Genomic DNA, 25,690 nt, shown 5'->3' with positions numbered 1-25,690 from the left:
CAGGGCGCAGACCCGGCATGTTTGCCCCCGGTGGATTGGCAGTTGACCCCGGCGCGGGGCACGGAAAGGGTGGCGCCGAACAGCAGGAGAGAGCGATGCGCAAGGACAGGATGGATGGAATCGGCATCGCGGCGCTTCTGGGGGTGGCCATGGTGCTGGCGCTCAACCAGATCGTGATCAAGCTGGTGAACCATGGCTTGCAGCCGGTCTTCATGGCGGGGATGCGGTCGGCCCTCGCGGTGGTCTTTGTCGGTGCCTGGCTGTGGTATCGCGGGCTGCTGGGGCGGGTCAGGCTGTCGGATCTGGGGCCGGGCCTCCTGATCGGGGTGATCTTCGCGGTGGAGTTTCTGGGCCTGTTCGTGGCCCTGGATCTGACGACGGTCGGCCATGCCTCGCTCATCATGTATTCGATGCCGCTGTGGATGGGGATTCTGGGGCACTTCTTCCTGCCGGGCGAGCGGGCGACGCGGGTCAAGGCCCTGGGTCTGGCGCTGGCCTTTTGTGGCACCGGCTGGGCGATTTCGGCGCGGGGCGGGGCCAATGCTGGGCAGGTGAGCTGGCTGGGGGATTTCTGTGCGCTGCTGGGCGCCTGGGGCTGGGCCGGCACGGCCTTTGTGGCGCGCAAATCGCGGCTGAGCGCGGCGGGGCCCGAGGCGCAGCTGTTCTGGATGGTGCTGGTCTCCGCCCCCGTCCTCTTGCTGGCGGCGCCCTTCTTCGGCCCCCTGATCCGCGAGGTGACGCCTATGGACTGGGTCTGGCTGGTCTTGCAGGCGCTTGTGGTCGTCTCGGGCGGGTTTGTCACATGGCTGTGGCTTTTGTCGGTCTATCCTGCCTCGACCGTGGCTTCGTTTTCCTTCCTGACGCCGATCCTCGCCATCCTGCTGGGGCATCTGGTCTTTGGCGAGTCGCTGTCGCTGACGCTTCTGGCCTCGGCCGTCCTTGTGTCCGTGGGGATCTTTTTGATCAACCGCAGGGTGGGGTGACGGGCAAGAATCAACGCGGCCTTGAGACGGGCGCGCGGGACGGCAAACTTGTCCCCGCCGCCAAACGCAGCGCCTGTTTGGGAAATAGCACCCCTGTCCCCAGTGCCCGGAATTTCATCCACCGGCTTGTCCACAGGCAGGGCGCTTTGGGTAAAAGCGCCACAGTTAGACGGGTCCTTGCCGTCAAGCACAAAATCTAGGGCAAATGTGCAATAAATCCGTTGCCGCCTCCCAGATCTTGCGGCAATTTGAAGAGGTCGGGGCCAAGCCGGGAAACAGGGCGTGCCGTGACGGGGACAGACAATAACACCGAAAACCCTCTGCTGAGGAACGCGCCCGGATTGGGGCGTGACCGGTTTTGTGCGCCTGCCCTTTGGTTTTGAAAAAACAAGGAGTGATGGGGCAGATGAAGATCGAGCGGAAATTTACTTCGGCAGACACCGGCGCCTATGGCGCCATGTCCTTCCAGCTGACCACATCGGAAATCCGCAATCCCGATGGCAAGATCGTCTTCCGCAACGAAGCGGTCGAGGTTCCCGAGGGTTGGAGCCAGGTTGCGGCCGACGTGCTCGCCCAGAAGTATTTCCGCAAGGCCGGCATTCCCGCCATCACCAAGCGCGTGCCCGAAAAGGGCGTGCCGCGTTTCCTTGAACGCCATGTCCCGGATCAGGAGGCGCTGGAGCAGCTGCCCGCCGAAAAACGTTTTGTTGGCGAGACCTCGGCCAAGCAGGTCTTCGACCGTCTGGTCGGCGCCTGGACCTATTGGGGCTGGAAGGGCGGCTATTTCTCGACCGAGGCCGACGCCAAGGCCTATTACGACGAGATGCGCTTCATGCTGGCACGGCAGATGGGCGCGCCGAACTCGCCCCAGTGGTTCAACACCGGCCTGCATTGGGCCTACGGAATTGATGGCCCGTCGCAGGGTCATTACTACGTCGACTACAAATCCAAGGTGCTGACGAAATCGGAAAGCGCCTATGAACATCCCCAGCCGCATGCCTGCTTCATCCAGTCGGTGCGCGACGATCTGGTGGGCGACGGCGGCATCATGGACCTGTGGGTGCGTGAGGCGCGCCTCTTCAAATACGGTTCGGGCACCGGGACCAACTTCTCCTCGCTGCGGGGGGAGGGGGAGAAGCTTTCGGGCGGCGGCAAGTCTTCCGGCCTGATGGGGTTCCTCAAGATCGGCGACCGCGCTGCCGGGGCGATCAAGTCGGGCGGCACCACGCGGCGGGCGGCCAAGATGGTGATCTGCGACATGGATCACCCCGATGTCGAGGCTTTCATCAACTGGAAAGTGATCGAGGAGCAGAAGGTTGCTTCCCTCGTCGCCGGTTCCAAGGCGCATGAAGCGCGGTTGAACGAGATCTTCGCGGCGATCCGTCAGTGGGATGGTTCCTCGGAAGACAGCGTTGATCCGGTCAAGAACCCAGCCCTGAAGGCGGCGATCAAGGCGGCCAAGAAGGCGATGATCCCGGACACCTATACCTTCCGCATCCTGCAGTATGCGAAGCAGGGTTTCACCAGCATCGAATTCCCGACCTATGACACCGACTGGGATTCCGAAGCCTATATGACGGTCTCGGGCCAGAACTCGAACAACTCGGTCCGCGTCACCGACGCCTTCCTGAAAGCGGTCAAAGAGGACAAGCCCTGGGAGCTGATCCGCCGCACCGACGGCAAGGTCGCCAAGACCATCTCGGCGCGCGAGCTTTGGGACCAGATCGGCCATGCCGCCTGGGCCTGCGCCGACCCCGGCATCCAGTTCCACGACACGGTCAACGCCTGGCACACCTGCCCGGAGGACGGCCCGATCCGGGGTTCCAACCCCTGCTCGGAATACATGTTCCTTGACGATACGGCCTGCAACCTGGCCTCGATGAACCTGCTGACCTTCCAGAAGAACGCCAAGTTCGACGCGGAAGCCTATGTCCATGCCTGCCGTCTGTGGACGATCACGCTGGAAATCTCGGTGATGATGGCGCAGTTCCCGTCCAAGGAAATCGCCCAACTCTCCTATGATTTCCGCACGCTGGGCCTCGGCTATGCCAATATCGGCGGGCTGTTGATGAACATGGGGCTGGGCTATGACAGCAAGGAAGGCCGGGCGCTCTGCGGGGCCTTGACCGCGCTGATGACCGGGATCGCCTATGCCACCTCGGCCGAGATGGCCAAGGAACTGGGCGCCTTCCCGAGCTACAAGCGCAACGCCGCCCATATGCTCCGCGTGATCCGCAACCACCGCGCCGCAGCGCATGGGACCGGGGCTTATGAGGGACTGAACGTCGATCCGGTGACGCTGGACCACCGCAACTGCCCGGATCAGACGCTGGTCGCCCTGGCGAAATCCGCCTGGGACGAGGCTTTGGCCCTGGGTGAAGTCAACGGCTTCCGCAACGCGCAGACCACGGTCATCGCGCCGACCGGCACCATCGGTCTGGTGATGGACTGCGACACGACCGGGATCGAGCCCGACTTCGCGCTGGTGAAGTTCAAGAAGCTGGCCGGCGGCGGCTACTTCAAGATCATCAACCAGTCGGTCCCCGGCGCTTTGGAAACCCTCGGCTATCCGAGCCACCAGATTGCCGAAATGGTGGCCTATGCCGTGGGCCATGGCTCCATCGCCCAGGCTCCGGCGATCAACACCACCTCGCTGATCGGCCATGGTTTCGGCGCGCGCGAGCTGGAGAAGATCGAAGCCGCCCTGCCGACCGCCTTCGACATCCGCTTTGTCTTCAACCAGTGGACGCTGGGCGAGGATTTCTGCAAGGGCAACCTGGGCATCCCGGCCGACAAGCTTCTGGACCCCGGCTTTGACCTTCTGCGCCACCTTGGCTTCACCAAGGCCCAGATCGACGCCTGCAACGACCATGTTTGCGGCACGATGACGCTGGAAGGCGCGCCGTTCCTCAAGCCGCACCATTATTCGGTGTTCGACTGCGCCAATCCCTGCGGCAAGAAGGGCAAGCGGTATCTGTCGGTTGACAGCCATATCTACATGATGGCCGCAGCGCAGAGCTTCATCTCGGGGGCGATTTCCAAGACGATCAACATGCCCAATTCGGCCTCGATCGCCGAAACGCTGGCGGCTTACGAGCTGTCGCATTCGCTGGGGATCAAGGCCAACGCGCTCTACCGCGACGGGTCGAAGCTGTCGCAGCCTTTGGCTTCGGCGCTGATCGAGGATGATGAAGAGGCGGAGGAAATCCTGGCCTCGGGTTCGGCGCAGGAAAAGGCCGCGGTTCTGGCCGAGAAGATCGTCGAGAAGATCATCATCAAGGAAGTCATCCGCACCAACCGCGAGAAGCTTCCCGAACGTCGCAAGGGCTATACCCAGAAGGCCATCGTCGGCGGCCACAAGGTCTATCTGCGGACCGGCGAATATGGCGACGGGCGGCTGGGCGAGATCTTCATCGACATGCACAAGGAAGGTGCGGGCTTCCGCGCCATGATGAACAACTTCGCCATCGCGATCTCGGTCGGGCTGCAATACGGCGTGCCCTTGGAAGAATATGTCGAGGCCTTCACCTTCACCCGGTTCGAACCGGCGGGCATGGTGCAGGGCAATGACAGCGTCAAGAACGCCACCTCGATCCTGGACTATATCTTCCGGGAACTGGCGATTTCCTACCTCGACCGCACCGATCTGGCACATGTCAAACCGACCGGCCACAGCTTCGACGATCTCGGCCGTGGCGATGACGAGGGCAAGCGCAACATCGCCGAAGTCAGCGATGCGGCGGCCAATCGCGGGCTGGAGGTGATCAAGCAGATCTCCTCGACCGGGTATCTGAGGAAGCGCGTGCCGCAGGAACTGGTGGTGCTGCAGGGCGGCATGGGGATGACCGGCTTCTCCGGCATGGGGCTTGATGTGGGCCTGGCCGACAGTGCCGCCGCGCTGAACCTGCTGGTCCCCGAAACCGCCCGGATGGCGGCGGGCGGCGGGTCCAGCACGGCGCTGGCCTCGGGCACGGTGGGCATCGACCAGCGGGTCAAGGCCAAGATGCAGGGCTACGAGGGCGATCCTTGCGGCGAGTGCGGCAACTACACGCTGGTGCGCAACGGCACCTGCATGAAGTGCAACACCTGCGGCGGGACGAGCGGGTGTAGCTGAGGCATCGCCTCAGGAGGCCGAGGACGGATAGGAATGGCCGGCGCAGATGATCCTGCGCCGGCCTTTTGCTGTCTGACGCCGGGGGCGGTGCGGTCCGGGCTCAGGCGCTAATCAGTTGGGTCAGGGCGGTTTGCAGGGCTTCGGCGGAATAGGGTTTGCGCACCACGGGGACTTTGCGCAGCGGTTCGGGGATCATCACGCTGTCGCCGTAGCCGGTGGCGAAGACGAAAGGCACCTCGCGGCGCATCAGCTCTTGTGCCACCTCCAGCGAGGTCGTGCCCGAGCCGAGGTTGAAGTCGAGCACCGCCAGATCCGGGGTCTTGACCGAGATCCGTTTCAGGGCCTCGGCCGCCGTCGCAACCGTGGTCAGATCCTGCGCGCCGAGGCTGCGCAGCATGTCCTCGGCATCGAGCGCGATCACCAGCTGATCTTCGACCAGCAGGATCGACTTGGTTTCGAAGTCGACGGGCGGAATGGGAGAGGCGGTCATGGCGGGGCTCACCTTGCGTTTGGCAACATGGGGGCTGATGAACTTGGCGGGAATGGTGATATGGGCCTGCACGCCTTCGGGCGCGTAGATGACCTCGCTGGTGCCCTGAAGATCATAGGGCACGCTGCGGGTCAGCAGGATCGAGCCGAAGCCGGAGCGTTCGGGGATCTTGACCTTCGGGCCCTTGCTCTCGCGCCAGATCAGGGCGCAATCGCCGTTGGCCGCGCGCTGGAAGGACAGGTTCAGCTGGCCTGTGTGGGTCGAAAGGCTGCCATATTTCGCCGCATTGGTCGCCAGTTCGTGGATCACCAGCGCCATGACGGAATAGGCCTGCGCATCCAGCCCGATATCCTCGCCCTCCAGCACGATCTGCGCGCCGGGGTAGGGCGACAGTTCCGCCGACAGAAGCTGCAGCAGGCTGCCGCCGCCATCGGCGCGCACGATCTGGTCATGGGCATGCGACAGGGCCTGAATCCGCCCCTTGAGCACCTGGACATAGGCCTCCAGCGTCTCGCCCTCGGCGGTGGGGTGGCCGATCAGCGACTTGATCAGGGCCAGGATATTCTTGACCCGATGGTTGAGCTCGTCATGCAGGACGCGCTGGCGCACCTCGGCCTTCTTGCGCTCGCTGGCCAGCACTTCGTTGTGGCGCAGGATCACTTCGCGCAGGCCCAGAAGGATCGCCTCGGCCACGATGCGCTGATCCTCGGTCCATTCCTCGGACCGGCCTTCGACGGTCTCTTTCCAGATCGCGAAGCTTTTGCGCGGGGTCAGCCGGTCGCCCATCGGGCCGGCTTCATAGGTCTTGGTCGGATCGCCGCCCCATTCGAGCGTCTGGACCTTTTCCTTGCGGAAGAAGAACAGGAAGTCCTTCGGCACCACCGACAAGGGGATCGAGAGCATCCCCGCAGCCGCGGCGGCATAGGCCGCGGCCTCGGGGATCTGCTCTGCGAGGGAATGGGCCGCAAGGACCTTGGGCGTGCTGCCGGCGGAGGCGAGGGTGGTCAGCGCGGGAATGGCGCCGGGTGGCGGAGCGGACCCGACCGCCGACCAGCCGCCGTTCATCCAGAGGCCGACCCCGTCGCATTCGATCAGGCCGGCCAGATCGGCGAGATGGTCGCGCAGGAAGCCTTCGGCATCGGACTGCGACGACATGTTGGCCAGAAGCGAATCCAGCGCGCTGCGCGTCCGCAGCGTCGCCTCGGCGCGGCGGCGGTGGTGCAGGGCGGTCAAGTGCAGCGAGAGGAAATCGGTGTAGATCTCTGCCGCGACGCGCTGCACCTGCGACAGGGCCTTCGGGCCGTAATGGTGGCAGGCCACCATGCCCCAAAGCTCGCCGCCGACAATCACCGACAGCGACATCGAGGCGCCGACGCCCATGTTGCGCAGGTATTCCAGATGGATGGGCGAGACGCTGCGCAGATGGGCATAGGAGAGGTCGAGCCTGGCGCCGGAGGCATCAATCTCGGGCACGATGGCGCTGTAGGGCCCGTTCGCATCGGCGATCACCCGGATCGTGTTTCGCAGGTAAAGGGCGCGGGCCTGTTTGGGGATGTCGGCCGCCGGGAAATGCTGCCCCAGAAAGGATTCGAGTTCCGGGCGCTTGGCCTCGCCGATCACCTTGCCCGAACCGTCGGGGGCGAATTGATACAGCATCACCCGGTCGTAGCCGAACAGGCTTTGCATGTAGAGCGGCATGCGTTTGGCCAGGGTAGCGACATCGGACAGGGCCACGGTGCGCGCGATCAGGGCGCGCACGATGTCGAGCGCGGAGCTCGTCTCGGCCGGATCGACCGGCTCGAACTCCATGATGCGGTTGTCCTGATGCAGGTGCACGGCCACGTCGAAGGGGCCCCTGCCATTGATCTGGGCAATGCGAAGCAGGCCCGGGCGGCGCGCATCGGTGGATTTGGCCAGGGCGTTCATCAGGTCATGCGCCACATTGCCGCCCAGCACCTCCTGCAAGGGGCGGTCCTGTGGCGCGTCGGTCAGGCCCAGCATGGCTTGCGCATTGGCCGAAGCGCGCAGGACAAGGCGGCCGTCGCGGCCTGATACCAGCATGCAGCCATGGTCCTGAATCCGACCCGGCGTGTGGATCGGTTCGCGGTCGCAGTTGGTCAGGTCAACACTCGTATTCGGCACAGGCGGCCTCCGCGGCAAGGATGGCGAGGTCAAAGATATGGTTGGCACCGCTGATGGCCGCGCCCGGATCGAAGGCTTCTATCTCGTCCAGGACCGCCAGAAAAGCCGCCCATCGCCCGGGCGCGCCGATCTGGAGCGAAAAGTGCCGTCCGCCGAAGCCGGCATCATAGCCGAGCGCCTGGGCATCGCGGCGCAAGACCGCCGCACCCAGCGCCGAACCCTCCAGAACGTAAAGCGCGCCGATGGTGGCTGACAGGTCGTGTAGGGCGACAGGGGGCAGCGGCGCGGGGTCCGGCACCACGCCCAGATCGCCGCAATCAAGGATCAAGGGCGCCACCAGATCAACCGGTGCTATGCCAAGGGTCCGCGCCCCGGCCCCGGAAAGGGCCGGTTCCGCCGCAGCCCGAAAGCTCAAGCTGCTGCGCAGATAGGTCTGGTAGCCGCGGCGATCCGCGAAACGCCCGATCAGGGCGTCAAGATGGCGGTGTTTTTCGCTCGTGGCGGCCCGAAGGCCGCGCCGTCTGTCGTTCAAGTTTCACCACCCAATACCGTTGCCCAATCCCGTTGCCGGGGATCTGCCCCCGCGCAGGTGGTGGCAAAGCAGGCGTCTGTTGCTGTTCCGTCCCGGTCGCGGCACCGGAGGCTGAAGTCGCACGAAGATCATAACCTGGATCGGGGGTGACGGTTCCCACGGCCCGAAAAGATAGATCGGACTGTGGGGCGGGATACACAAGTCGATAATCTCCGCTCGGCCGGGAAATGCAGGACGGCGGGGCCGGCGGCAGGGGCGGGGCGCCCCCGGAACGGAATGCGGGCGCGGCTGTTGACAGCCGCGCCCGCTTTTTTCGGGGTCACGAGGGCCCGTCAGGCCCTGTCACGCCTGATCACAGGCGCTCAGACCAGATCGGTCCGGCCCGCGTTCATCACTTTGGTCCAGGCGGCGACGAAGTCACCGACAAAGCGGCCTTGCGCGTCGTCGCAGGCATAGACCTCGGCAATCGCGCGCAGTTGCGAGTTCGACCCGAAGACGAGGTCGGCACGGGTGCCAGTCCATTTCACTGCACCGGTGGCGCGGTCGCGGCCCTCGAACAGCTGGGTGGAACCATCGACCGGGGCCCATTCGGTGCCCATGTCGACCAGGTTGACGAAGAAGTCGTTCGTCAAAGTGCCCGGGCGGTTGGTCAAGACGCCATGCTTGGTCTGGCCATGGTTGGTGTCCAGCACGCGCAGGCCGCCGATCAGCGCGGTCATCTCGGGTGCGCTCAGCGTCAGCAGCTGGGCGCGGTCGATCAGAAGCTCCTCGGCGGAGACCGAGTATTCCTTCTTCAGATAGTTGCGGAAGCCATCGGCCACCGGTTCCATCGCGGCGAAGGAATGCGCGTCGGTCTGGTCCTGCGTCGCATCGGTGCGGCCCGGCACGAAGGGCACCACCACGTCATGGCCGGCGGCCTTGGCAGCCGCCTCGATCGCGGCGGAGCCACCCAGCACGATCAGATCGGCCAGCGAGACCTTCTTGACCCCGGCGGCATTGAAGCCGCCCTGGATCGCCTCCAGCACGGCCAGAACCTTGGCCAGCTGGGCGGGCTGGTTGGCCTCCCAATCCTTTTGCGGTGCCAGACGGATGCGGGCGCCATTGGCCCCGCCGCGCTTGTCCGAACCGCGGAAGGTCGAGGCCGAAGCCCAGGCGGTCGAGACCAGTTCCGCCGTGGTCAGACCCGAGGCGAGGATCGAGGCCTTGAGAGCCGCGATATCGGCGGCCTCCACCAGCGGGGCATCGACCGGCGGCACCGGATCTTGCCAGATCAGATCTTCCGCCGGGACCAGCGGGCCGAGATACAGGGCTTTCGGCCCCATGTCGCGGTGGGTCAGCTTGAACCATGCGCGGGCGAAAGCGTCGGCGAAGGCCGCCGGGTCATTCAGGAAGCGGCGGGCGATCGGGCCGTAGTTCGGGTCGAACTTCATCGCCATATCCGCCGTCGTCATCATCGGCGGATGCTTCAGCGAGGGGTCATGCGCGTCGACGACCATGTCTTCCGGCTCGCAGTTGACGGGGTGCCATTGCTTGGCGCCCGCCGGGCTGCGGCCCAGAGCCCAGTCGTATTTGAAGAGAACCTTGAGATAGCCCATGTCCCAGGTGGTGGGATTGGGTTTCCAGGCGCCTTCGATGCCCGAGCCGGTGGTGTGGATGCCCATGCCGGTGCCAAAGGCATTCTTCCAGCCAAGGCCCATCTGTTCGATGCCCGCCGCTTCCGGCTCGCGCCCGACCAGCGCCGGATCACCCGCGCCATGCGCCTTGCCGAAGGTATGGCCACCGGCAGTCAGCGCCACAGTCTCTTCATCGTTCATCGCCATCCGGGCAAAGGTTTCACGGATGTCGCGGCCCGACGCGACCGGGTCGGGGTTGCCGTCCGGACCTTCGGGGTTGACGTAGATCAGGCCCATCTGGACGGCGGCCAAGGGGTCTTCCAGCACGCGGTCGCCGGTGTAGCGGCTTTCCGGCTTGTCCGAGGTCGCAAGCCATTCAGTCTCGCCGCCCCAGTAGATATCCTCTTCCGGCTCCCAGACGTCGGTGCGTCCGCCGCCAAAGCCGAAGGTCTTGAAGCCCATCGATTCCATCGCGGCATTGCCGGCGAGGATGATCAGGTCGGCCCAGGACAAAGCCGCGCCATACTTGCGCTTGATCGGCCACAGCAGGCGGCGCGCCTTGTCGAGGTTGACGTTATCCGGCCAGGAGTTCAGCGGCGCGAAACGCTGGGTGCCATGGCCCGCGCCGCCACGGCCGTCGCCGGTGCGGTAGGTGCCGGCCGAGTGCCAGGCCATGCGGACGAAGAAGGGGCCGTAATGGCCCCAGTCCGCCGGCCACCAGGGCTGCGACTGGGTCATCAGGGCGTAGAGATCCTGACGGACCGCCTCCAGATCCAGTGTCTTGAAGGCTTCGGCATAGTCGAACTCTTCGCCCATCGGATTGCCGCGGACGTTATTCTGATGCAAAACCTTGAGGTTAAGCTGGTTCGGCCACCAATCGCGGTTGGAGCGCGCCGCAAAGGTCGCCTGTTTGGCTGTGCCATGCAGAACCGGGCATTTCGTGCCGCCTGAAGTGTCGTTTCCGTCCATTCTAGTCTCCCATCATGCTGGATCATGCCAGTAACCCGGCTTGCACCGGGGCTGGCTTTTCGTTGCCGGGCCCAAAGCGGGCCCCTGCGGTCGGGGAATCTGGCGTTCAAACCCTGCCTCTCCGACCGCGTTGCCAAGACCCTATCAAACCCCGGCGATTGGTATAAGTTGTATTTTCTGATTGTAACGATAAGGTACAGTTATGAACAACCTGACGCTGAAACACCTGCGTTACTTCGAGGCTTTGGCGGCGCAGGGTCATTTCGGGCGGGCGGCGGAGACCTGCGCCATCTCGCAACCCGCCCTGTCGATGCAGATCAAGGAGCTGGAGGAGACGCTGGGCACCGAGCTTTTCGAGCGTGGCGCGCGGCAGGTCCGACTCACCGGCTTTGGCGAGGCCTTTGCCAGCCGCGCCCGCGGCATCCTGCGCGCGGTGGACGAGCTGGAGGATCTGGCCCGCGCCTCGCAGGATCAATTGGTCGGGCGGCTCAGGATCGGGGTCATCCCGACGATCGCGCCCTATTTGCTGCCGACGATCATCGCCAACCTGACCCGCAGCCATGCCGAACTCGACATCCATATCCGCGAATCGCTGACCTCGCGCCTGCTGCAGGAACTGGCGGCGGGGCGGCTGGATACTGCCATCGTGGCGCTGCCGGTCTCGGAACCCTCGCTGACCGAGGTGCCGCTGTTTTCGGAGGATTTCGTGCTGGTCCGCCCGGCGGAGGATGCGTTGAAGCCGGTGCCCAACCGCGAGATGCTGCGCGAGATGCGGCTTTTGCTGTTGGAGGAAGGGCACTGCTTCCGCGATCAGGCCCTGTCCTTTTGCAGCATGAGCAATGCCCACCCGCGCGAGATGATGGACGGCTCGTCGTTGACCACGCTGGTGCAGATGGTGGGGGCGGGGATCGGCGTGACCCTGATCCCCGAGATGGCGGTGGCGGTGGAAACCCGCTCGGCCACGGTTTCGGTCGCGCGGTTCAAGGGCACCCAGCCCTCGCGCAGCATCGGGATGATCTGGCGCAAGACCAGCCCCCTGGTCAAACAGCTGACCCAGATCGCCGAGGTGGTGCGCAGCTCTGCCGAGGGCTTGCGCCTCGTGCAGGGGCTTTAGCCCGCGCTGGACGGCTTGCGGCTTTTTTTCCATACTCCGCTCGAAAAGCGCGACGGAAGCCTCAGGTCCGGGCGTAGAATGCTGCAAGTGCAGAGGCTTGCCCGCTGAAATCTGCGCCCGACTGCCGTGGCCGGACCCCGATGTGGGGTGCGTTGCCGGCAGGGCCGGTAAGTGATCGTGGCGGGGCGGGTTCAAATCGGGAAGGTATTGAATGTGATGACGGATCTTTGGCGCGCGGCGCGGGTGACCGGTCTGGTGGCGGTTCTGATGGCGGGGACCCCGGTCGTGGCGCAGCAGATGCCGGGAGGGGCAGGCGGTCCGGCCAAGGTCGGCGTGCTGGCCATGCATCCGCAGAAAGTGCCGCAGGTCTTCACCCTGCCGGGCCGGGCCATTGCTTACGAGCAAGTGGGCATCCGGCCGCGCGTTAGCGGCGTGATCACCAAGATCCTTTACGAGCCGGGCAAGAAGCTTGCGGTGGGCACGCCCCTGTTCCAGCTGGATGACGCAAGCTACCGCGCCGCCGTCCTGTCGGCGCAGGCGGCGCTGGCCAAGGCGCAGGCGGCATTGCCGGTGGCGCAGGCCGCCAATGACCGCGCGATCAAGCTTCTGGGCTCGGGCTACAGCCAGGCCGAGGTCGAGGGCTATGCCGCGGCCCTCGCCGAGGCGCAGGCCGATGTGCAGGCGGCGCAATCGACGCTGGACTATGCCCGTACCGAATTGTCCTGGACCACCGTCGCCAGCCCGATCGAGGGCGTGGCCGAGGTGGCCAGCGTTTCGGTCGGCGATCTGGTTTCGGCGGGGCAGGCCGATGCCCTGACCACCATCACAAGGCTCGACCCGATTGACGTCGTGATGCTGGAGACAAGCGCCCGTATGCTGACCATCCGGGGCGAGATCCGCGACGGCACGATCAGCCGCAACCAGGAGCTGACCGCCAACCTGACGCTGGAAAACGGCGAGACCTACAAGGGCAAGGGCACGCTCGTGGCCCCCAGCGCCTCGGTCTCCACCACCACCGGCAGCGTCGACATCCGCTTCCGCTTCGAGAATCCGTTGAACGAAATCCTGCCCGGCATGTTCGTGCGCGGCTCGGTCGAGCTCGGCACCATCGAGGCCTATCTCGTCCCGCAGCGCGCCGCGACCCGGGCGCCGAATGGCAGCCTGACCGCCTTTGTGGTGGGGCCTGACAACAAGGCGACGCAGGTCACCCTGACCGGAACCGGCAGCTATCAGAACGCCTGGATCGTGACCGCCGGCCTGAAGGACGGCGATCAGCTGGTGCTGGACGGGCTGAAGACCATGCGCGCCGGCGCCGCACTGCAGCCCGTGCCCGCGACGCTGGATGAGAACGGGCTGGTGAAGGACGATGCCGCCCCGGCGAGTACCGCCCCAGCTGCGCCCGCCGGGGCTGCGACACCTCCCGCCGATCCGGCCGCCAAGAAAGCGGCGGATTGATCGGATGGCACATTTTTTCATTCACCGCCCGGTCTTTGCCTGGGTTCTGGCCATCGTCGTCATGCTGGGCGGGGCCTTCGGGCTGACCAGCCTGCCCATCTCGCAATATCCCAACATCGCGCCGACCACGGTGCGGGTTTCGGCCACCTATACCGGGGCCTCGGCCGAGACGGTCGAAAACTCGGTCACGACGATTCTTGAAAACGGGCTGACCGGGCTCGACGGGCTGACCTATATGACCTCGACCTCGTCCGAGGGCAGTTCGAGCATTTCGCTGACCTTTGACGATACGGTGCAGGCCGATCTGGCGCAGGTGCAGGTGCAGAACAAGCTGCAGCTGGTGCAGTCGGCGCTGCCGCAGACGGTGCAGACGGCGGGGATCCGGGTGACGCGCTCGACCTCATCGATCCTGATGGTCGGCGCGGTGATTGCTGATGATCCGTCCTATACCTCGGTACAGCTGGGTGACATCCTGTCCAACACCATCCAGGACCCGGTGACCCGGACCGAGGGCGTCGGCTCGATCAACAGTTTCGGCACGGTTTACGCGATGCGGGTCTGGCTCGATCCGGTCAAGCTGATGAAATACCAGCTGACCGCGAGCGATGTGACCACGGCGGTGGCCGCGCAGAACACCAATGTGACGGTGGGTTCGCTCGGCGCCTTGCCCGCCACCCAGGGCCAGCAGCTGAACGTGACGCTGAGCGCGCAGTCGCAGCTGTCGAGCGTGGCCGAGTTCGAGAAGATCCTCCTGAAGACCAACGTCGATGGCTCGGCGGTGTTTCTGGGCGATGTGGCCCGGGTCGAGATTGCCGAGAAGGATTTCGGCACCGTGTCGCGCTACAACGGCCAGCCTGCGGCGGGCTTTGGCGTCAACCTCGCCACCGGGGCCAATGCGGTCGACACCGCCGCCGCCGTGCGTGCGACGGTGGCCAAACTGAGCGCCTCGCTGCCCGAGGGCGTCAGCGTGGTCTTCCCCTATGACACCTCGCCCTTCGTCGAGGAATCGATCACCCAAGTCTACCACACCCTGGCCGAGGCCATCGCCCTGGTGTTCCTTGTCCTTCTGGTCTTTCTGCAAAGCTGGCGCGCGACGCTGATCCCGACCATCGCGGTGCCGATCGTGCTTTTGGGCACCTTCGGCATCCTGTCGCTGTTCGGCATGTCGATCAACACGCTGACCATGTTCGCCCTGGTGCTGGCGATTGGCCTTCTGGTCGATGACGCCATCGTCGTGGTCGAAAACGTCGAGCGGGTGATGAAGGAAGAGGGGCTCGGCCCGGTCGAGGCGACCGAGAAGAGCATGCGCGAGATTTCCAGTGCGCTGGTCGGCATCGTGCTGGTCCTGTCGGCGGTGTTCCTGCCGATGGCGGTGATGAGCGGGTCGACCGGGGTGATCTACCGGCAATTCTCGGTCACGATCATTTCGGCCATGGGCCTGTCCTTGCTGGTCGCCCTGATCCTGACCCCGGCCATGTGCGCCTCCTTGCTGAAACCCGGCGGGCACGAGACGCGCTTTGCCCCGGCGCGCTGGTTCAACAGCGGGTTGAGCCGGCTGACCTCGGGCTATGTCGGCACGGTGGGGCGGTTCGTGAAGCGGCCCTTGCGGATGCTGGTGGTTCTGGGCGCTGTGATCGTCGGCCTCGCATGGGTCTATGACCGGCTGCCGACCTCCTTCCTGCCGCAGGAGGATCAGGGCGTCCTGATGGTCATGGTCCAGCTGCCCGAGGGTGCCACCCAGCCGCAGACCAAGGAGGCGGTGTCCGCCATCGAGCAGTATTTCCTGAAGGACGAGGCCAAGACCGTCAAGTCGGTCTTCGGGGTCCTGGGCTTCAGCTTTGGCGGCAGCGGGCAGAACAGCGCCATGCTGTTCATCCGGCTGAAGGAATACAGTCAGCGCCCGGGTCTGGATGCCGCCAGCCTTGCCCTGCGCGCCAACATGCATTTTGCCGGCAACCGGATGGGGCAGGTCTTCATCCTGCAACCGCCGGCTATTCAGGGCATGGGCACCTCCTCGGGCTTCACGATGGAGCTGATCGACCAGTCGGGCGGCGGCACGCAGGCCTTGATCGACGCGGCAAATACGCTGGTCGCCAATGCCAAGACCGACGGACGGGTCACGGGCCTGCGCGGCAATGACGATGCGAAGAAACCGGCGCTGAAGCTGAACATCGACGCGCAGAAGGCCGAGGCTTTCGGGCTTACGCTGTCGGATGTGAACTCTATGCTTTCGACCATCTTTTCAGGGCGTTACGTCAATGACTTCACCTTGAACAGCAAGTTGCGCAACGTGATCGTGCAAGGCGACGCGCCCTACCGGATGCAGCCGCAGGACGTGGGCGACTGGTATGCCCGCAATGCCAGCGGCGAGATGGTGCCCTTCGATGCCTTCATGTCGCAAAGCTGGGAACAGGTCTCGCCGCAGCTTCTGCGCTATGGCGGCACGCGGGCGCTGGAGATTTCCGGCTCGCCGGCCCCCGGGGTCAGTTCGGGCACGGCGATGGATGCGATGGAGGAGATGGTGGCGGCCCTGCCGGGCGGCTATGGCGCGGCCTGGACCGGGCTGTCCTATCAGGAAAGGCTTGCGGGCAATCAGGAGCCCTTGCTCTACAGCCTTTCGGCGATCATCGTGTTCCTGTGCCTCGCCGCACTTTACGAAAGCTGGGCTGTGCCCTTTGCCGTCATGTTGGCGGTGCCGGTGGGGGTTCTGGGCGCGCTGGTGGCGGCCAAGGTGTTTGGCCAGTCGAATGACGTCTATTTCAAGGTGGGACTGCTGACGACCATCGGCCTTGCGGCGCGCAACGCCATCCTGATCGTCGAATTCGCGCAGGAGCAGCACAAGAAGGGCATGGACCTGGCCGAGGCGATCAAGATCGCCGCCCGCCAGCGCTTGCGGCCGATCCTGATGACCACGCTCGCCTTCATGCTGGGCATCCTGCCCTTGGCGATTGCCACCGGGGCCGGGGCTGCGGCGCAACGTTCGATCGGGATCGGGATGCTCGGGGGGATCATCTTCTCGGCCCTCTTCGGGCTTCTGATGATCCCGTCTTTCTACGTCGCCGTCCTACGGCTGACCCAATTCAAGAAACAGCCGAAGGCCAATACATGAAGCCGATCCTCCTGACAGCTCTTTGCGCGCTGGGCGCCTGTGCCGAAGTCGGGCCGCAGTATCAAAGCCCGCAGATTGCCCTGCCGGGGCAGTTCGTCGGCGCTAGTGCGGCGGCCAATCCGCTGCAGGGCCAGAGCCAGTGGTGGCAGGCCTATCACGACGCGACCCTCTCCGCGCTGATCGAGCGCGGCCTGCGGCAAAGCCTGGATGTGCAGCTGGCGATGGAGCGGGTCCGCGCGGCCCGGGCCACCCTGCGCACCACCGGGGTCAATGCGGCGCTGGACGGCAGCTATGCGGTGACGGCGGAGCGCACCCTGTCGGAGGGTGGCGCGACGCAGAACAGCAGCCCGCAGGCCCTGAACGCCTCGCTTGTGCTGGACCTGTTCGGCGGTTTGCGCCGCGAGAGCGAGGGGGCCAAGGCCGGGATCTCGGCGGCCGAGGCCGATCTGGGCACCGCGCGGCTGGCCTGGCTGGCCGATCTGATCTCCACCTATGGCACGGCGCGCTTTGACCAGACGGCGCTGGCCCTGACGCGGCAGACCATCGCGACGCGGCAAAAGACGGTCGAGATCACCCGCCACCAGTTCGAGGCCGGTTCGGCCACCGATTACCAGATGGCGCAGGCGCAGGCGCTTCTGGACACCGCGCGTGCCGACCTGCCGAATTACGAGGCCCGCTTCAACGCCAATGTCTTTGCGCTGGCGACCCTGCTGGATGAACCCGCGGCCCCCCTGATGGCGCAGATGCAGAAGGGCGCGCGCCAGTTGCGCACCCCCGGCACCAGCACCACCGGCGTTCCCGCCGATCTGTTGCGCAACCGCCCCGACATTCGCAGCGCCGAGGCGTCCCTGCGCCAGGCGGTGGCGGCGGTGGGTGTGGCCGAGGCTGACCTTTACCCCTCGATCACGCTGAGCGGCACTTTCAACCGCACCGGCGGCAATGCCAGCTGGTCCTTCGGGCCGAAGCTCACGCTGCCGATCCTGAACCGCGGGGTCCTGACGGCGGCGCGCGATGCCAAGGTGTCCGCCGCGAAACAGTCCGAACTGTCGTGGCGCAGTGCGGTGATGAACGCGGTCGAACAGGTGCAGGTCGCCAAATCCAACCTCGGCAATTATGGCCGCCGGCAGGCCGCCCTGGCGCAGGCCGCGAGCAACTATGAAAGGGCGCTGGCGCTGGCCCAGCAGAACTACGAGGCGGGGGCGATCTCGCTGCTGGATCTGCTGGACACCGACCGTTCCGCCGCGGCGGCCCGGCTGTCGGCCGCCTCGGCCGCCAATGACACGGCGCTGGAATGGGCGGTGCTGCAGATTGCGCTTGGGTCAGGCATCCAGCCCTGAGCCGGGCGGCTTAACCTGCGGCCCGGAAGGGCGGCAGCGCGTGGGTCAGGTCTTTTTGGCGTCGTTGACGATGTTCATCTGCGCCAGACCGCTTTCCCCAAGGTCGACCGCCGCATAGGCGCCACCGTGCCGCATTTGCGCCAGATCGGTGGTGTCGGGGCGGGGTGCCTCGGCCAGGATCTTTTCGGCAAAGACCTCGGCATTGTCGCGCGGGCGGTAGCCGAGGAAGCTGGCCTTGGCATTGTCCACCGGCACACGGTCGTTGTTCGATACACCGTAAACCACGCTGAAGCCGGTGGTGGGCGTGTCGATGGCCCGCGTGACCAGCTGAATGAGGTCGTCATAGCTGAGCCAGGTCCCCAAAGCCCGCGCCGAGGTGACCTGCGCGCAGGAGAGTATCCGCAGATGCACCGATTCCAACCCGCGCTTTTCCCAGTACATCCGGCCCAGATCCTCGGCAAAGCACTTGGCGAGGCCATAGAACGTGTCGGGCCGGTGCGGCACATCGGTGCCGATGAATTCGGCCCTTGGATACATGCCGACCGCGTGGATCGAGGAGGCATAGACCACCCGGCGCAATTTATGCTGATGGGCCGCCTCCCAGACGTTGTAGGCGCCGATGAAATTGGGGCCGAGCAGGGTCTCGAACGGGGCCTCGTCGGCGATGGCGCCGAAATGCACCACCATGTCGGCGCCCTCCAGCAGGGCGTGGATTGCAGCCTTGTCGGCGAGGTCGGCGCTGACATAGCGCTCGCCGGGGTAAAGCTTGCCGATGTCCTCGGCGAGGTCGGAGGAGACCAGTTCGTCGGCCATCGCCGCCAGCGGCTCGCGCAGGTAGGATCCCAGACGGCCCGCCGCCCCGGTCAGCACCAGTCGTTTCAGTTTCATGCCTTGTCCTTTGGAAGGGCCGCCACCGTCGCGGAAAGCCGGCCCATGGCGCGGGCCAGGGTGGCGTCTGCGGTGGCGGTGGAGATGCGGAAGAAGCCCGGCGTGTCGTAGACCGAGCCGGGCACGGTGGCGAGACCGGCCTGTTGCAAAAGATGGCCGGTGAAAGCCACGTCATCGGGGATCGCCGCGCCGAGCAGGGCTGTGCAATCGATCAGCGCGTAAAAGGCGCCGCCGGGCCGGCGCAGGCGCAGCCCGGGGATCTGTGCCACCGCTGCCATGACCAGATCGCGCCGCCGCTGATAGGCGGCGCGAAAGGTGGCGATGCAGTCCTGCGGCCCGGTCAGCGCCGCAAGCGCCGCGGCCTGGGCGATGGAGCAGGCCCCGGAGGAGATCTGCGATTGCACCGTAGTCATCGCCGCGATCAGCGCCTTGGGACCTGCGCCATAGCCGATGCGCCAACCCGTCATCGCATAGGCCTTGGAGACGCCGTTCACCGTCAGCACGCGATCCGCCAGTTCGGGGCAGACGGCGGCGAAAGAGACGAAGGGCACGTCATCGAAGATGATCTTCTCGTAGATCTCGTCCGACAGGATCAGCACCTGGGGGTGCCGCGCCAGCACCTCGGCCAGGGCGCGGAAATCTTCCGGCCCATAGACCGCCCCCGCCGGGTTCGAGGGCGAGTTCAGAAACACCCAGCGCGTTTGCGGGGTGATCGCCGCCTCCAGCGCGGCTGGCGTCAGGCAGAAGTTGTCCGCGGCCTGGCAGACCACGCTGCGGACCTTGCCGCCGATCAGGCCGATGATGTTGCGGTAGCTGTCGAAATAGGGCGCGGGCAGGATGACCTCTGCCCCCGGCTCCAGCGTCGCCATCATGGCGTCGAAGATCACCTGCTTGGCCCCGTTGGAGACGATCACCTGATCGGGCGAATGGGTCAGGCCATTGTCGGCGCGGAACTTTTCCGCCACGGCGGCGCGCAGGGCGGCGGTGCCTTGCGTGTTCGGGTATCGCGTCTCGCCGCGCAGGGCGGCCTGATGCGCCGCCTCCACGATATGGGCCGGCGTGTCGAAATCCGGCTCGCCGAGGCCGAGGTCGATCACATCCTGCCCCGCCTCGGCCATCGCCTTGGCCCGGGTCGAAATGGCCGCCGAGGCCGAGGGTTTGACCCTCTGCAGCCGGGAGGTCGCGAAATCCACCTCAGGCCTTCATCGTCTGCAAAAGCGCATCGACACCGCGCGACAGGATCGAGGCGTCGATGCCGCAGGCGACGAAGGTGAAGCCCTCGTCGAGCAGGCGGCGGGCGAGCGTGGTATCGGCGACCAGGGTGCCGACCGGGATGCCCGCGGCCATCAGCTTCTTGGCCACCGGCATGATGAACTCCCAGATGTCGGGATGGGTCGGCTGGCCGAGGATGCCCATGTCGGCGCCGATGTCTGCGGGGCCGAAGAAGACGCCATCGCAGCCCTCGACCGCGCCGATCTGCGAGGCGAGCGCCACGGCGGCGCGGGTTTCGACCTGCAAGAGGATGGCCAGCTCGTCCTCGGATTTGGTGAAGTAATCCTTCACGCGGCCGAACTTGTTGGCCCTTGTCGAATAGGACACGCCCCGGATGCCCTTGGGTGGGTAAAGGCAGGCCGCGACGGCCTTTTGCGCCTCGGCCACCGATTGGACCATGGGGAACAGCAGACCCTGCGCGCCGATGTCCAACAGGCGCTTGACCAGCACCGGATCGTTCCATTCCGGCCGCACCATGGCCGTGGTCGGATAGGCCGCGAAGGCCTGCAACTGGCCGAGGACGGTGTTCAGATCGTTGGGCGAATGCTCCATGTCGATCATCGCCCAGTCAAAGCCGGCGCCGGCCACGATCTCGGCCGCGAAGGGCGAGCAGAGGCCGACCCAGACGCCAAGCTGGGGCCTGCCGGCGCGGATCGCGGCGAGGAAGGGGTTGGGGGCGACGTTCATATGATGGCACCTTCGATGAGGGGACGGTTTTCCGCGATGCGTTCAAAGCGGAAGGGCGAGAGGTCGAGGCTGCGGAATTCGCCGTAGGTCAGCCATTCCGCCGTGCCGCGCCCCATGGCGGGGGATTGCTGCAGGCCGTGGCCGGAAAAGCCGTTGAGGAACAGGAAGTTGGTGACCTCCGGATGCGGTCCCACGATGGCATTCTGGTCAAGCGTGTTGTAATCGTAATGCCCCGCCCATTCGCGCAGGACCTTGATCGCCTCGAACTGCGGGATGCGGGTGGCGAGGATCGGCCAGACATGGTCCTGCCACAGGCTGTGGTCCATGGTGAAGTCATCGAAGGCCACCGCCGGGTCATGCTCGGCATGGGCGCCGACCAGATAGGTCGTGTCGCTGTCGGTGCGGAAGTGGACGCCCGAGGGGTCGATGGTCAAAGGCAGGTCGCGGTCGAGCGGCTTTTCCGCCGAGAAGATCCAGGAATAACGCTTGCGCGGCTCGATCGGGATGGCGATCCCCGCCATGGCGGCCATCTTGGCCCCCCGCGTGCCGGAGGAATTGACCACCTGCCCGCAAGAGACGACCTCGCCGGTCGCCAGCGTCACGCTTTCGACGCGGTTGCCCTTGCGGGTGATATCCACCACTTCGTTGGTGATATATTCGATGCCGCGCGCCCGGGCCTGACGGCGGAACCAGTCGAACATGGTGTAGCCGTCGAAATAGCCCTCGTCCTTGGTGTTGATCGAGCCCAGAACCAGATCGCCGACCTCGTAGAAGGGATAGGCTTCCTTGATCTGATCCGGGGTCAGGATCCGGGTTTCCGCCCCTTCGGCGACCTGCACCTTCTGTTGGGCGCGCAAGACGGCGGCAAAGCCCTCGTCGGCGGCCATGTACATGTAGCCGAAGTTGCGGATCTTCAGCTTCGGGGCCTCGCCGCCCATGTATTTCGGCAGGTTCTGCGAGAACTCCGCCCCGAACTGCGAGATGCGGACGTTGAGGGCTGTGGAATATTGCTGCCGGATCGAGGAGTTCGACAGCGAGGTGGCGGCGAACTCATAGCTCTGGTCGCGTTCGACCACCAGAACCCGGCCGGCGAAGTCCTTGTTTTCGGTCAGAAACCACGCGGTGGCGGAGCCGGTGATGGCCCCCCCGATGATCACCACGTCATAGGTGGCGTGTTTGGGCGCATCCTTGGCCGCCATTCAGAAAGTCTCCCCTTTGCGCGCGGCTGTAATGACCTCGGCAATCGCCGCTTCGGTCATGGCGTAGGTCTCGCGCGCTGTCTTCTCGGTGATGTAACCCAAGGCCAGATCGCGGCGGACCGAAGCCGTGTCGCGCTCTGCCACCGCACCGTAGCCAGCGCCGCCGGGGAATTCCATCAGGACCTTGACGCCATGGGGGACGAATTGCCGACCCTTGCCCTGCATCGCCGTGCCATCGTCCTGCGCGATGGTGGTGGGCGCCCCGGCCAGCCCGCCGCGCCGCCCCCGTGCCGGGTGATGCACGCGGTCGAACATGGCGGAGATGTCGAATTCATGCCCCTCCCGCGCGCCGACCTCCATGAACTGGCCCAGACCGCCACGGTATTTGCCAGCACCTCCCGAGTCGGGGCGGAGTTCCTTCCGCCAGATGATCACCGGGCCGGTCTGTTCGGTGGCCTCGACCGGCATGGTCATCACACCCGAAGGGAAGGCCGTGGCGCTCATTCCGTCCAGCGTGGGCCTTGCGCCTGAACCACCGGAGTTGAAGGTCAGCACCTCGGCCCGGACCGCATCAGGGGGCGCGGGTCGGTCGGTGCGGGGGCGGAGGGAGACCTGGAAGTTGCACAGACACCCCGCACCCTCGGCCGGGACGGTGTTGGGCAGGATCTTGTCGAGCGCGTCATAGATCGTGTCGGGGACCATGTGGCCGATGACATGGCGCAGCGCCACCGGGGCGGGGTGTTGGGCGTTGACGATGGAGTTGACGGGCGCGGTGATGCGGAAGGGTTCGAGCGAGGCCGCGTTGTTTGGAATCTCCGGCGCAATCGCGCATTTCAGGGCGTAGCAGGCATAGGCCTTGGTATAAACGAGGGGGACGTTGATGCCCTTTTTATCCAGGCCCGAGGTCCCCTCCCAATCGCACATCACATGGTCGCCGTTGAAGGAGACCTTGACCTTCAGGTCAATCGGGCGGTCGTAGCCATCGATCGTCATTGCCCCCTCGGCGGAGGTCCGGGGCAGGGCGGCGATGCGGGCGAGGGTCGCCTCGCGCGAATTGGTCAGGATGAAATCGGAAATGCCGTCGAGGTCGTCCAGCGCAAATTCCGCCATCATGTCGGTGAGGCGGCGGTGGCCGATGCCGTTGCAGGTGGCAAGCGCGTAGATGTCGCCGACCAGCTGATCCGGCTCGCGCACGTTGGCGCGGATCAGGCGGATCAGGGTGGCATCCACCGTGCCTTGGTCCATCAGCTTCATCGCCGGAATATGGATGCCCTCTTCATAAACCGAATTGGCATCGGCGCCAAAGCCGCGCCCGCCGACATCGACGACATGGGCGGTGCAGGCGAAGAAACCGGCCAGCTGGCCCTTGTGGAACGACGGCGTGCAGACGGTGAAGTCGTGGAGGTGGCCCGTCCCCTCCCACGGGTTGTTGGTGATATAGACATCGCCGTCATGGATATTCTCTGGCGCGATGCGGCGGATGAAATGCGGGACGGCGTCGGCCATCGCGTTCACATGGCCCGGGGTGCCGGTGACGGCCTGGGCCAGCATCTCGCCGCGCGCATTGTAGACTCCGGCGGAGAGGTCGCCCGCCTCGCGGACCGAGGTGGAAAAGGCCGTGCGGACCAGGGCTTGCGCCTGTTCCTCCACGACCGAGATCAGGCGGTTCCACATGACCTGATAGACGACTTTGGAACGCTGCATCTCAGGCCTCCTTCACGGTGATGTCGATGGTGCGATCCGACAGCATCCGCGCCTGACGCGAGGCAGGCAGGATCACGGTGGTTTCCGCTTCGGTGATGATGGCGGGGCCTGCGACGTGATCCCCAAGGCCGAAGGCAGCGCGGTCATGAATGCCCGCGCTGTGGCTGCGCCCCAGGGCGGCGTCGAACAGCGGGCGCTGGCCGGTCTGGGGCGGGGTGGTGCCTGCGGGCGGCGGCAGAGCCTTGGTCACAGGGGCGCTTTCGGTGGAGGCGTTGACCGACCAGACGGTGATTTCCACCTCCATCCCCTCGACCGTGCGGCCGAAAAGGGCGGCGTAGTCGGCTTCGAACCTTGCAAGGAAGGTGGCGGGATCGGCCTCGCGCGCCTCCTCAGGGGTCAGGGGGACGGGGATTTCCCAGCCCTGGCCCTTGTAGCGCATATAGACCTTGTGGTCGGCCCTGATGGGGGCCGTCGCATCGCAGGAGCGCACGAAGCGGGTGGCTTCCTGCTCCATGTCCGCAAAGAGGGCGCGGACCTCTGCGGGGTCGAAGCTGCCGGCCTTCATGAAGACCGAGCGGTTGGCCTCGAAGCTGAAAGGCGCGCGCAGGAAGCCGATGGCGGAGCCGACCCCGGCGCCTTCGGGGACGAGGCAGCGGGTGACGCCCAGTTTCTCGCACAGGCGCGCGGCGTGAAGGGGGGCGGCACCGCCGAAGGCGATCATCGTGTAATCGGCCAGATCCTCGCCATTTTCCACGGCATGGACGCGCGCGGCATTGGCCATGTTTTCATCGACGACTTCGGCGAGGCCCCAGGCGGCCTCCAGCGTGGGCATCTGCAGGCGCTGGGCCAGAACGGAATCCAGCGCGGCTTTGGAGGCTTCGGGGTCGAGCGGGATCGTGCCGCCAGCGAAGTTCTTGGGGTCGAGCTTGCCGAGGATCAAGTCGGCATCGGTAACGGCGGGCTGAGTGCCGCCGCGGCCATAACAGGCGGGGCCGGGTTCGGAGCCGGCACTTTCCGGCCCGACGCGGATCTGGTTCATCGCATCGACCCTTGCCAGCGAACCGCCGCCCGCGCCGATCTCCACCATGTCGATCACCGGGATCGAGATCGGCATGCCGGAGCCTTTCTTGAAGCGGTAGGTGCGGGCGACCTCGAAGACCCTTGCGGTCTTGGGGGTCTGGTTGCGGATCAGGCAGATCTTGGCGGTGGTGCCGCCCATGTCGAAGGACAGGACCTTGTCGAGCCCATGCCGTGCCGCGATGTCGGCGGCAAAGACGGCGCCGCCCGCCGGGCCGCTTTCCACCAGACGCACCGGGAACTCGGCAGCACTTTCCAGCGAGATGATGCCGCCGCCGGAATGCATGAGAAACACCGGGCAATCGGCCCCCTCGGCCTTCAGGCGCTGGGCGAGGCGGTCGAGATAGCTTTTCATCAAGGGCTTGATATAGGCGTTGGCAATCGTGGTGTTGAAACGCTCGTATTCCCGCATCTGCGGCGAGACCTCGGACGAGAGCGAGACCATGACGCCGGGCAGGCGTTCGGCCAGAACCTCGGCCACTAGCCGCTCGTGCGCGTCGTTGACGTAGGAATGCAGCAGGCCCACCGCGATGCTGTCATAGGCGGCCGCGCGCAACGTGTCGGCCAGCGCCTCCACCTCGGCGCGGTCCAGCGGGGTCAGCACATCGCCGCGGGCGCCCATGCGTTCGGAGACGACATAGCGGCGGTTCCTCGGCAGAAGCGGCTCGGGCAGGGTCAGGTTCAGGTCGTATTGTTCAAAGCGGCTTTCGGTCCGCATCTCGATCACGTCGCGGAAGCCTTGGGTTGTGATGAGCGCGGTTTTCGCCCCGCGCCGCTCGATCAGGGCGTTGGTGGCAAGCGTGGTGCCGTGGATGATTTGCGTGATCACCCCGGGTGAGACCCCGGCCTTGGCGCAGACGCGGTGCATGCCTTCGACGATGGCATCCTCGGGTGCTGCATAGGTGGTCAGGACCTTGGTCGAATGCCTTTCGGGGCCAAGCTCCAGCACCACGTCGGTGAAAGTGCCGCCGATATCCACGCCAAGCCGGGCCAGATGCGCCATGA

15 protein-coding genes are annotated in these 25,690 nt (G+C 65.5%); 6 read left to right on the top strand and 9 right to left on the bottom strand.

The window, feature by feature from the left end:
• Positions 1-95 precede the first annotated feature (95 nt).
• A complete protein-coding gene (locus AC1DVR_RS13675) occupies positions 96-983 on the top strand; it encodes a DMT family transporter (RefSeq protein WP_478001136.1) in 888 nt (295 codons plus the stop codon).
• Positions 984-1,389: 406 nt separating this feature from the next.
• Positions 1,390-5,097: a vitamin B12-dependent ribonucleotide reductase gene (locus tag AC1DVR_RS13670; protein ID WP_478001135.1), complete on the top strand. Its 3,708-nt coding sequence runs from the start codon at positions 1,390-1,392 to the stop codon at positions 5,095-5,097.
• 100 nt (positions 5,098-5,197) lie between these two features.
• On the opposite strand, the gene AC1DVR_RS13665 is transcribed toward AC1DVR_RS13670, so the two are convergent.
• The 3 genes from AC1DVR_RS13665 to katG all read right to left on the bottom strand — a co-directional run bounded on the left by AC1DVR_RS13665 (position 5,198) and on the right by katG (position 10,843).
• Positions 5,198-7,729, bottom strand: coding sequence for an HWE histidine kinase domain-containing protein (locus AC1DVR_RS13665; protein ID WP_478001134.1), 2,532 nt, complete (start codon positions 7,727-7,729; stop codon positions 5,198-5,200).
• Positions 7,710-8,261: a biliverdin-producing heme oxygenase gene (locus AC1DVR_RS13660; RefSeq protein ID WP_478001133.1), complete on the bottom strand. Its 552-nt coding sequence runs from the start codon at positions 8,259-8,261 to the stop codon at positions 7,710-7,712. The genes AC1DVR_RS13665 and AC1DVR_RS13660 overlap by 20 nt, the downstream gene beginning before the upstream one ends.
• A 362-nt stretch (positions 8,262-8,623) precedes the next feature.
• Positions 8,624-10,843 carry a catalase/peroxidase HPI gene (gene katG / locus AC1DVR_RS13655; protein ID WP_478001132.1) on the bottom strand — a complete coding sequence of 740 codons (2,220 nt, stop codon included), beginning with the start codon at positions 10,841-10,843 and terminating at the stop codon, positions 8,624-8,626.
• A 202-nt stretch (positions 10,844-11,045) separates the two neighbouring features.
• Here katG and AC1DVR_RS13650 point away from each other — a divergent pair, with 202 nt between their 5' ends.
• The 4 genes from AC1DVR_RS13650 to AC1DVR_RS13635 all read left to right on the top strand — a co-directional run bounded on the left by AC1DVR_RS13650 (position 11,046) and on the right by AC1DVR_RS13635 (position 17,858).
• On the top strand, positions 11,046-11,957 hold the full coding sequence (locus tag AC1DVR_RS13650; RefSeq protein WP_478001131.1) for a hydrogen peroxide-inducible genes activator: 912 nt from the start codon (positions 11,046-11,048) through the stop codon (positions 11,955-11,957).
• 216 nt (positions 11,958-12,173) lie between these two features.
• The gene (locus AC1DVR_RS13645; RefSeq protein ID WP_478001130.1) at positions 12,174-13,412 is read left to right on the top strand and encodes an efflux RND transporter periplasmic adaptor subunit; all 1,239 of its coding nucleotides are present in this window, start codon (positions 12,174-12,176) and stop codon (positions 13,410-13,412) included.
• A gap of 4 nt (positions 13,413-13,416) precedes the next feature.
• Complete coding sequence (locus tag AC1DVR_RS13640; RefSeq protein ID WP_478001129.1) at positions 13,417-16,521, top strand: efflux RND transporter permease subunit; 3,105 nt, start codon at positions 13,417-13,419, stop codon at positions 16,519-16,521.
• On the top strand, positions 16,518-17,858 hold the full coding sequence (locus AC1DVR_RS13635) for an efflux transporter outer membrane subunit (protein ID WP_478001128.1): 1,341 nt from the start codon (positions 16,518-16,520) through the stop codon (positions 17,856-17,858). The genes AC1DVR_RS13640 and AC1DVR_RS13635 overlap by 4 nt, the downstream gene beginning before the upstream one ends.
• A 45-nt stretch (positions 17,859-17,903) precedes the next feature.
• Here AC1DVR_RS13635 and AC1DVR_RS13630 read toward each other — a convergent pair whose 3' ends face one another.
• The 6 genes from AC1DVR_RS13630 to AC1DVR_RS13605 are packed head-to-tail and all read right to left on the bottom strand — an operon-like array spanning position 17,904 to position 25,688.
• The gene (locus AC1DVR_RS13630; protein ID WP_478001127.1) at positions 17,904-18,746 is read right to left on the bottom strand and encodes an NAD-dependent epimerase/dehydratase family protein; all 843 of its coding nucleotides are present in this window, start codon (positions 18,744-18,746) and stop codon (positions 17,904-17,906) included.
• On the bottom strand, positions 18,743-19,939 hold the full coding sequence (locus AC1DVR_RS13625; RefSeq protein ID WP_478001126.1) for a pyridoxal phosphate-dependent aminotransferase: 1,197 nt from the start codon (positions 19,937-19,939) through the stop codon (positions 18,743-18,745). The genes AC1DVR_RS13630 and AC1DVR_RS13625 overlap by 4 nt, the downstream gene beginning before the upstream one ends.
• A 1-nt stretch (position 19,940) precedes the next feature.
• Positions 19,941-20,705, bottom strand: a complete 765-nt coding sequence (locus AC1DVR_RS13620; protein ID WP_478001125.1) for an HpcH/HpaI aldolase family protein — start codon at positions 20,703-20,705, stop codon at positions 19,941-19,943.
• A complete protein-coding gene (locus AC1DVR_RS13615; protein ID WP_478001124.1) occupies positions 20,702-21,904 on the bottom strand; it encodes an NAD(P)/FAD-dependent oxidoreductase in 1,203 nt (400 codons plus the stop codon). The genes AC1DVR_RS13620 and AC1DVR_RS13615 overlap by 4 nt, the downstream gene beginning before the upstream one ends.
• On the bottom strand, positions 21,905-23,608 hold the full coding sequence (locus AC1DVR_RS13610) for a hydantoinase B/oxoprolinase family protein (RefSeq protein WP_478001123.1): 1,704 nt from the start codon (positions 23,606-23,608) through the stop codon (positions 21,905-21,907).
• A gap of 1 nt (position 23,609) precedes the next feature.
• The gene (locus AC1DVR_RS13605) at positions 23,610-25,688 is read right to left on the bottom strand and encodes a hydantoinase/oxoprolinase family protein (RefSeq protein ID WP_478001122.1); all 2,079 of its coding nucleotides are present in this window, start codon (positions 25,686-25,688) and stop codon (positions 23,610-23,612) included.
• Positions 25,689-25,690 lie beyond the last annotated feature (2 nt).

The sequence above is a fragment of the Rhodobacter sp. P2_H5 genome (genome assembly GCF_056403335.1).
The sequence above is the reverse complement of the archived record's forward strand: the minus strand, read 5'-3'. Positions and strand labels throughout refer to the sequence as shown.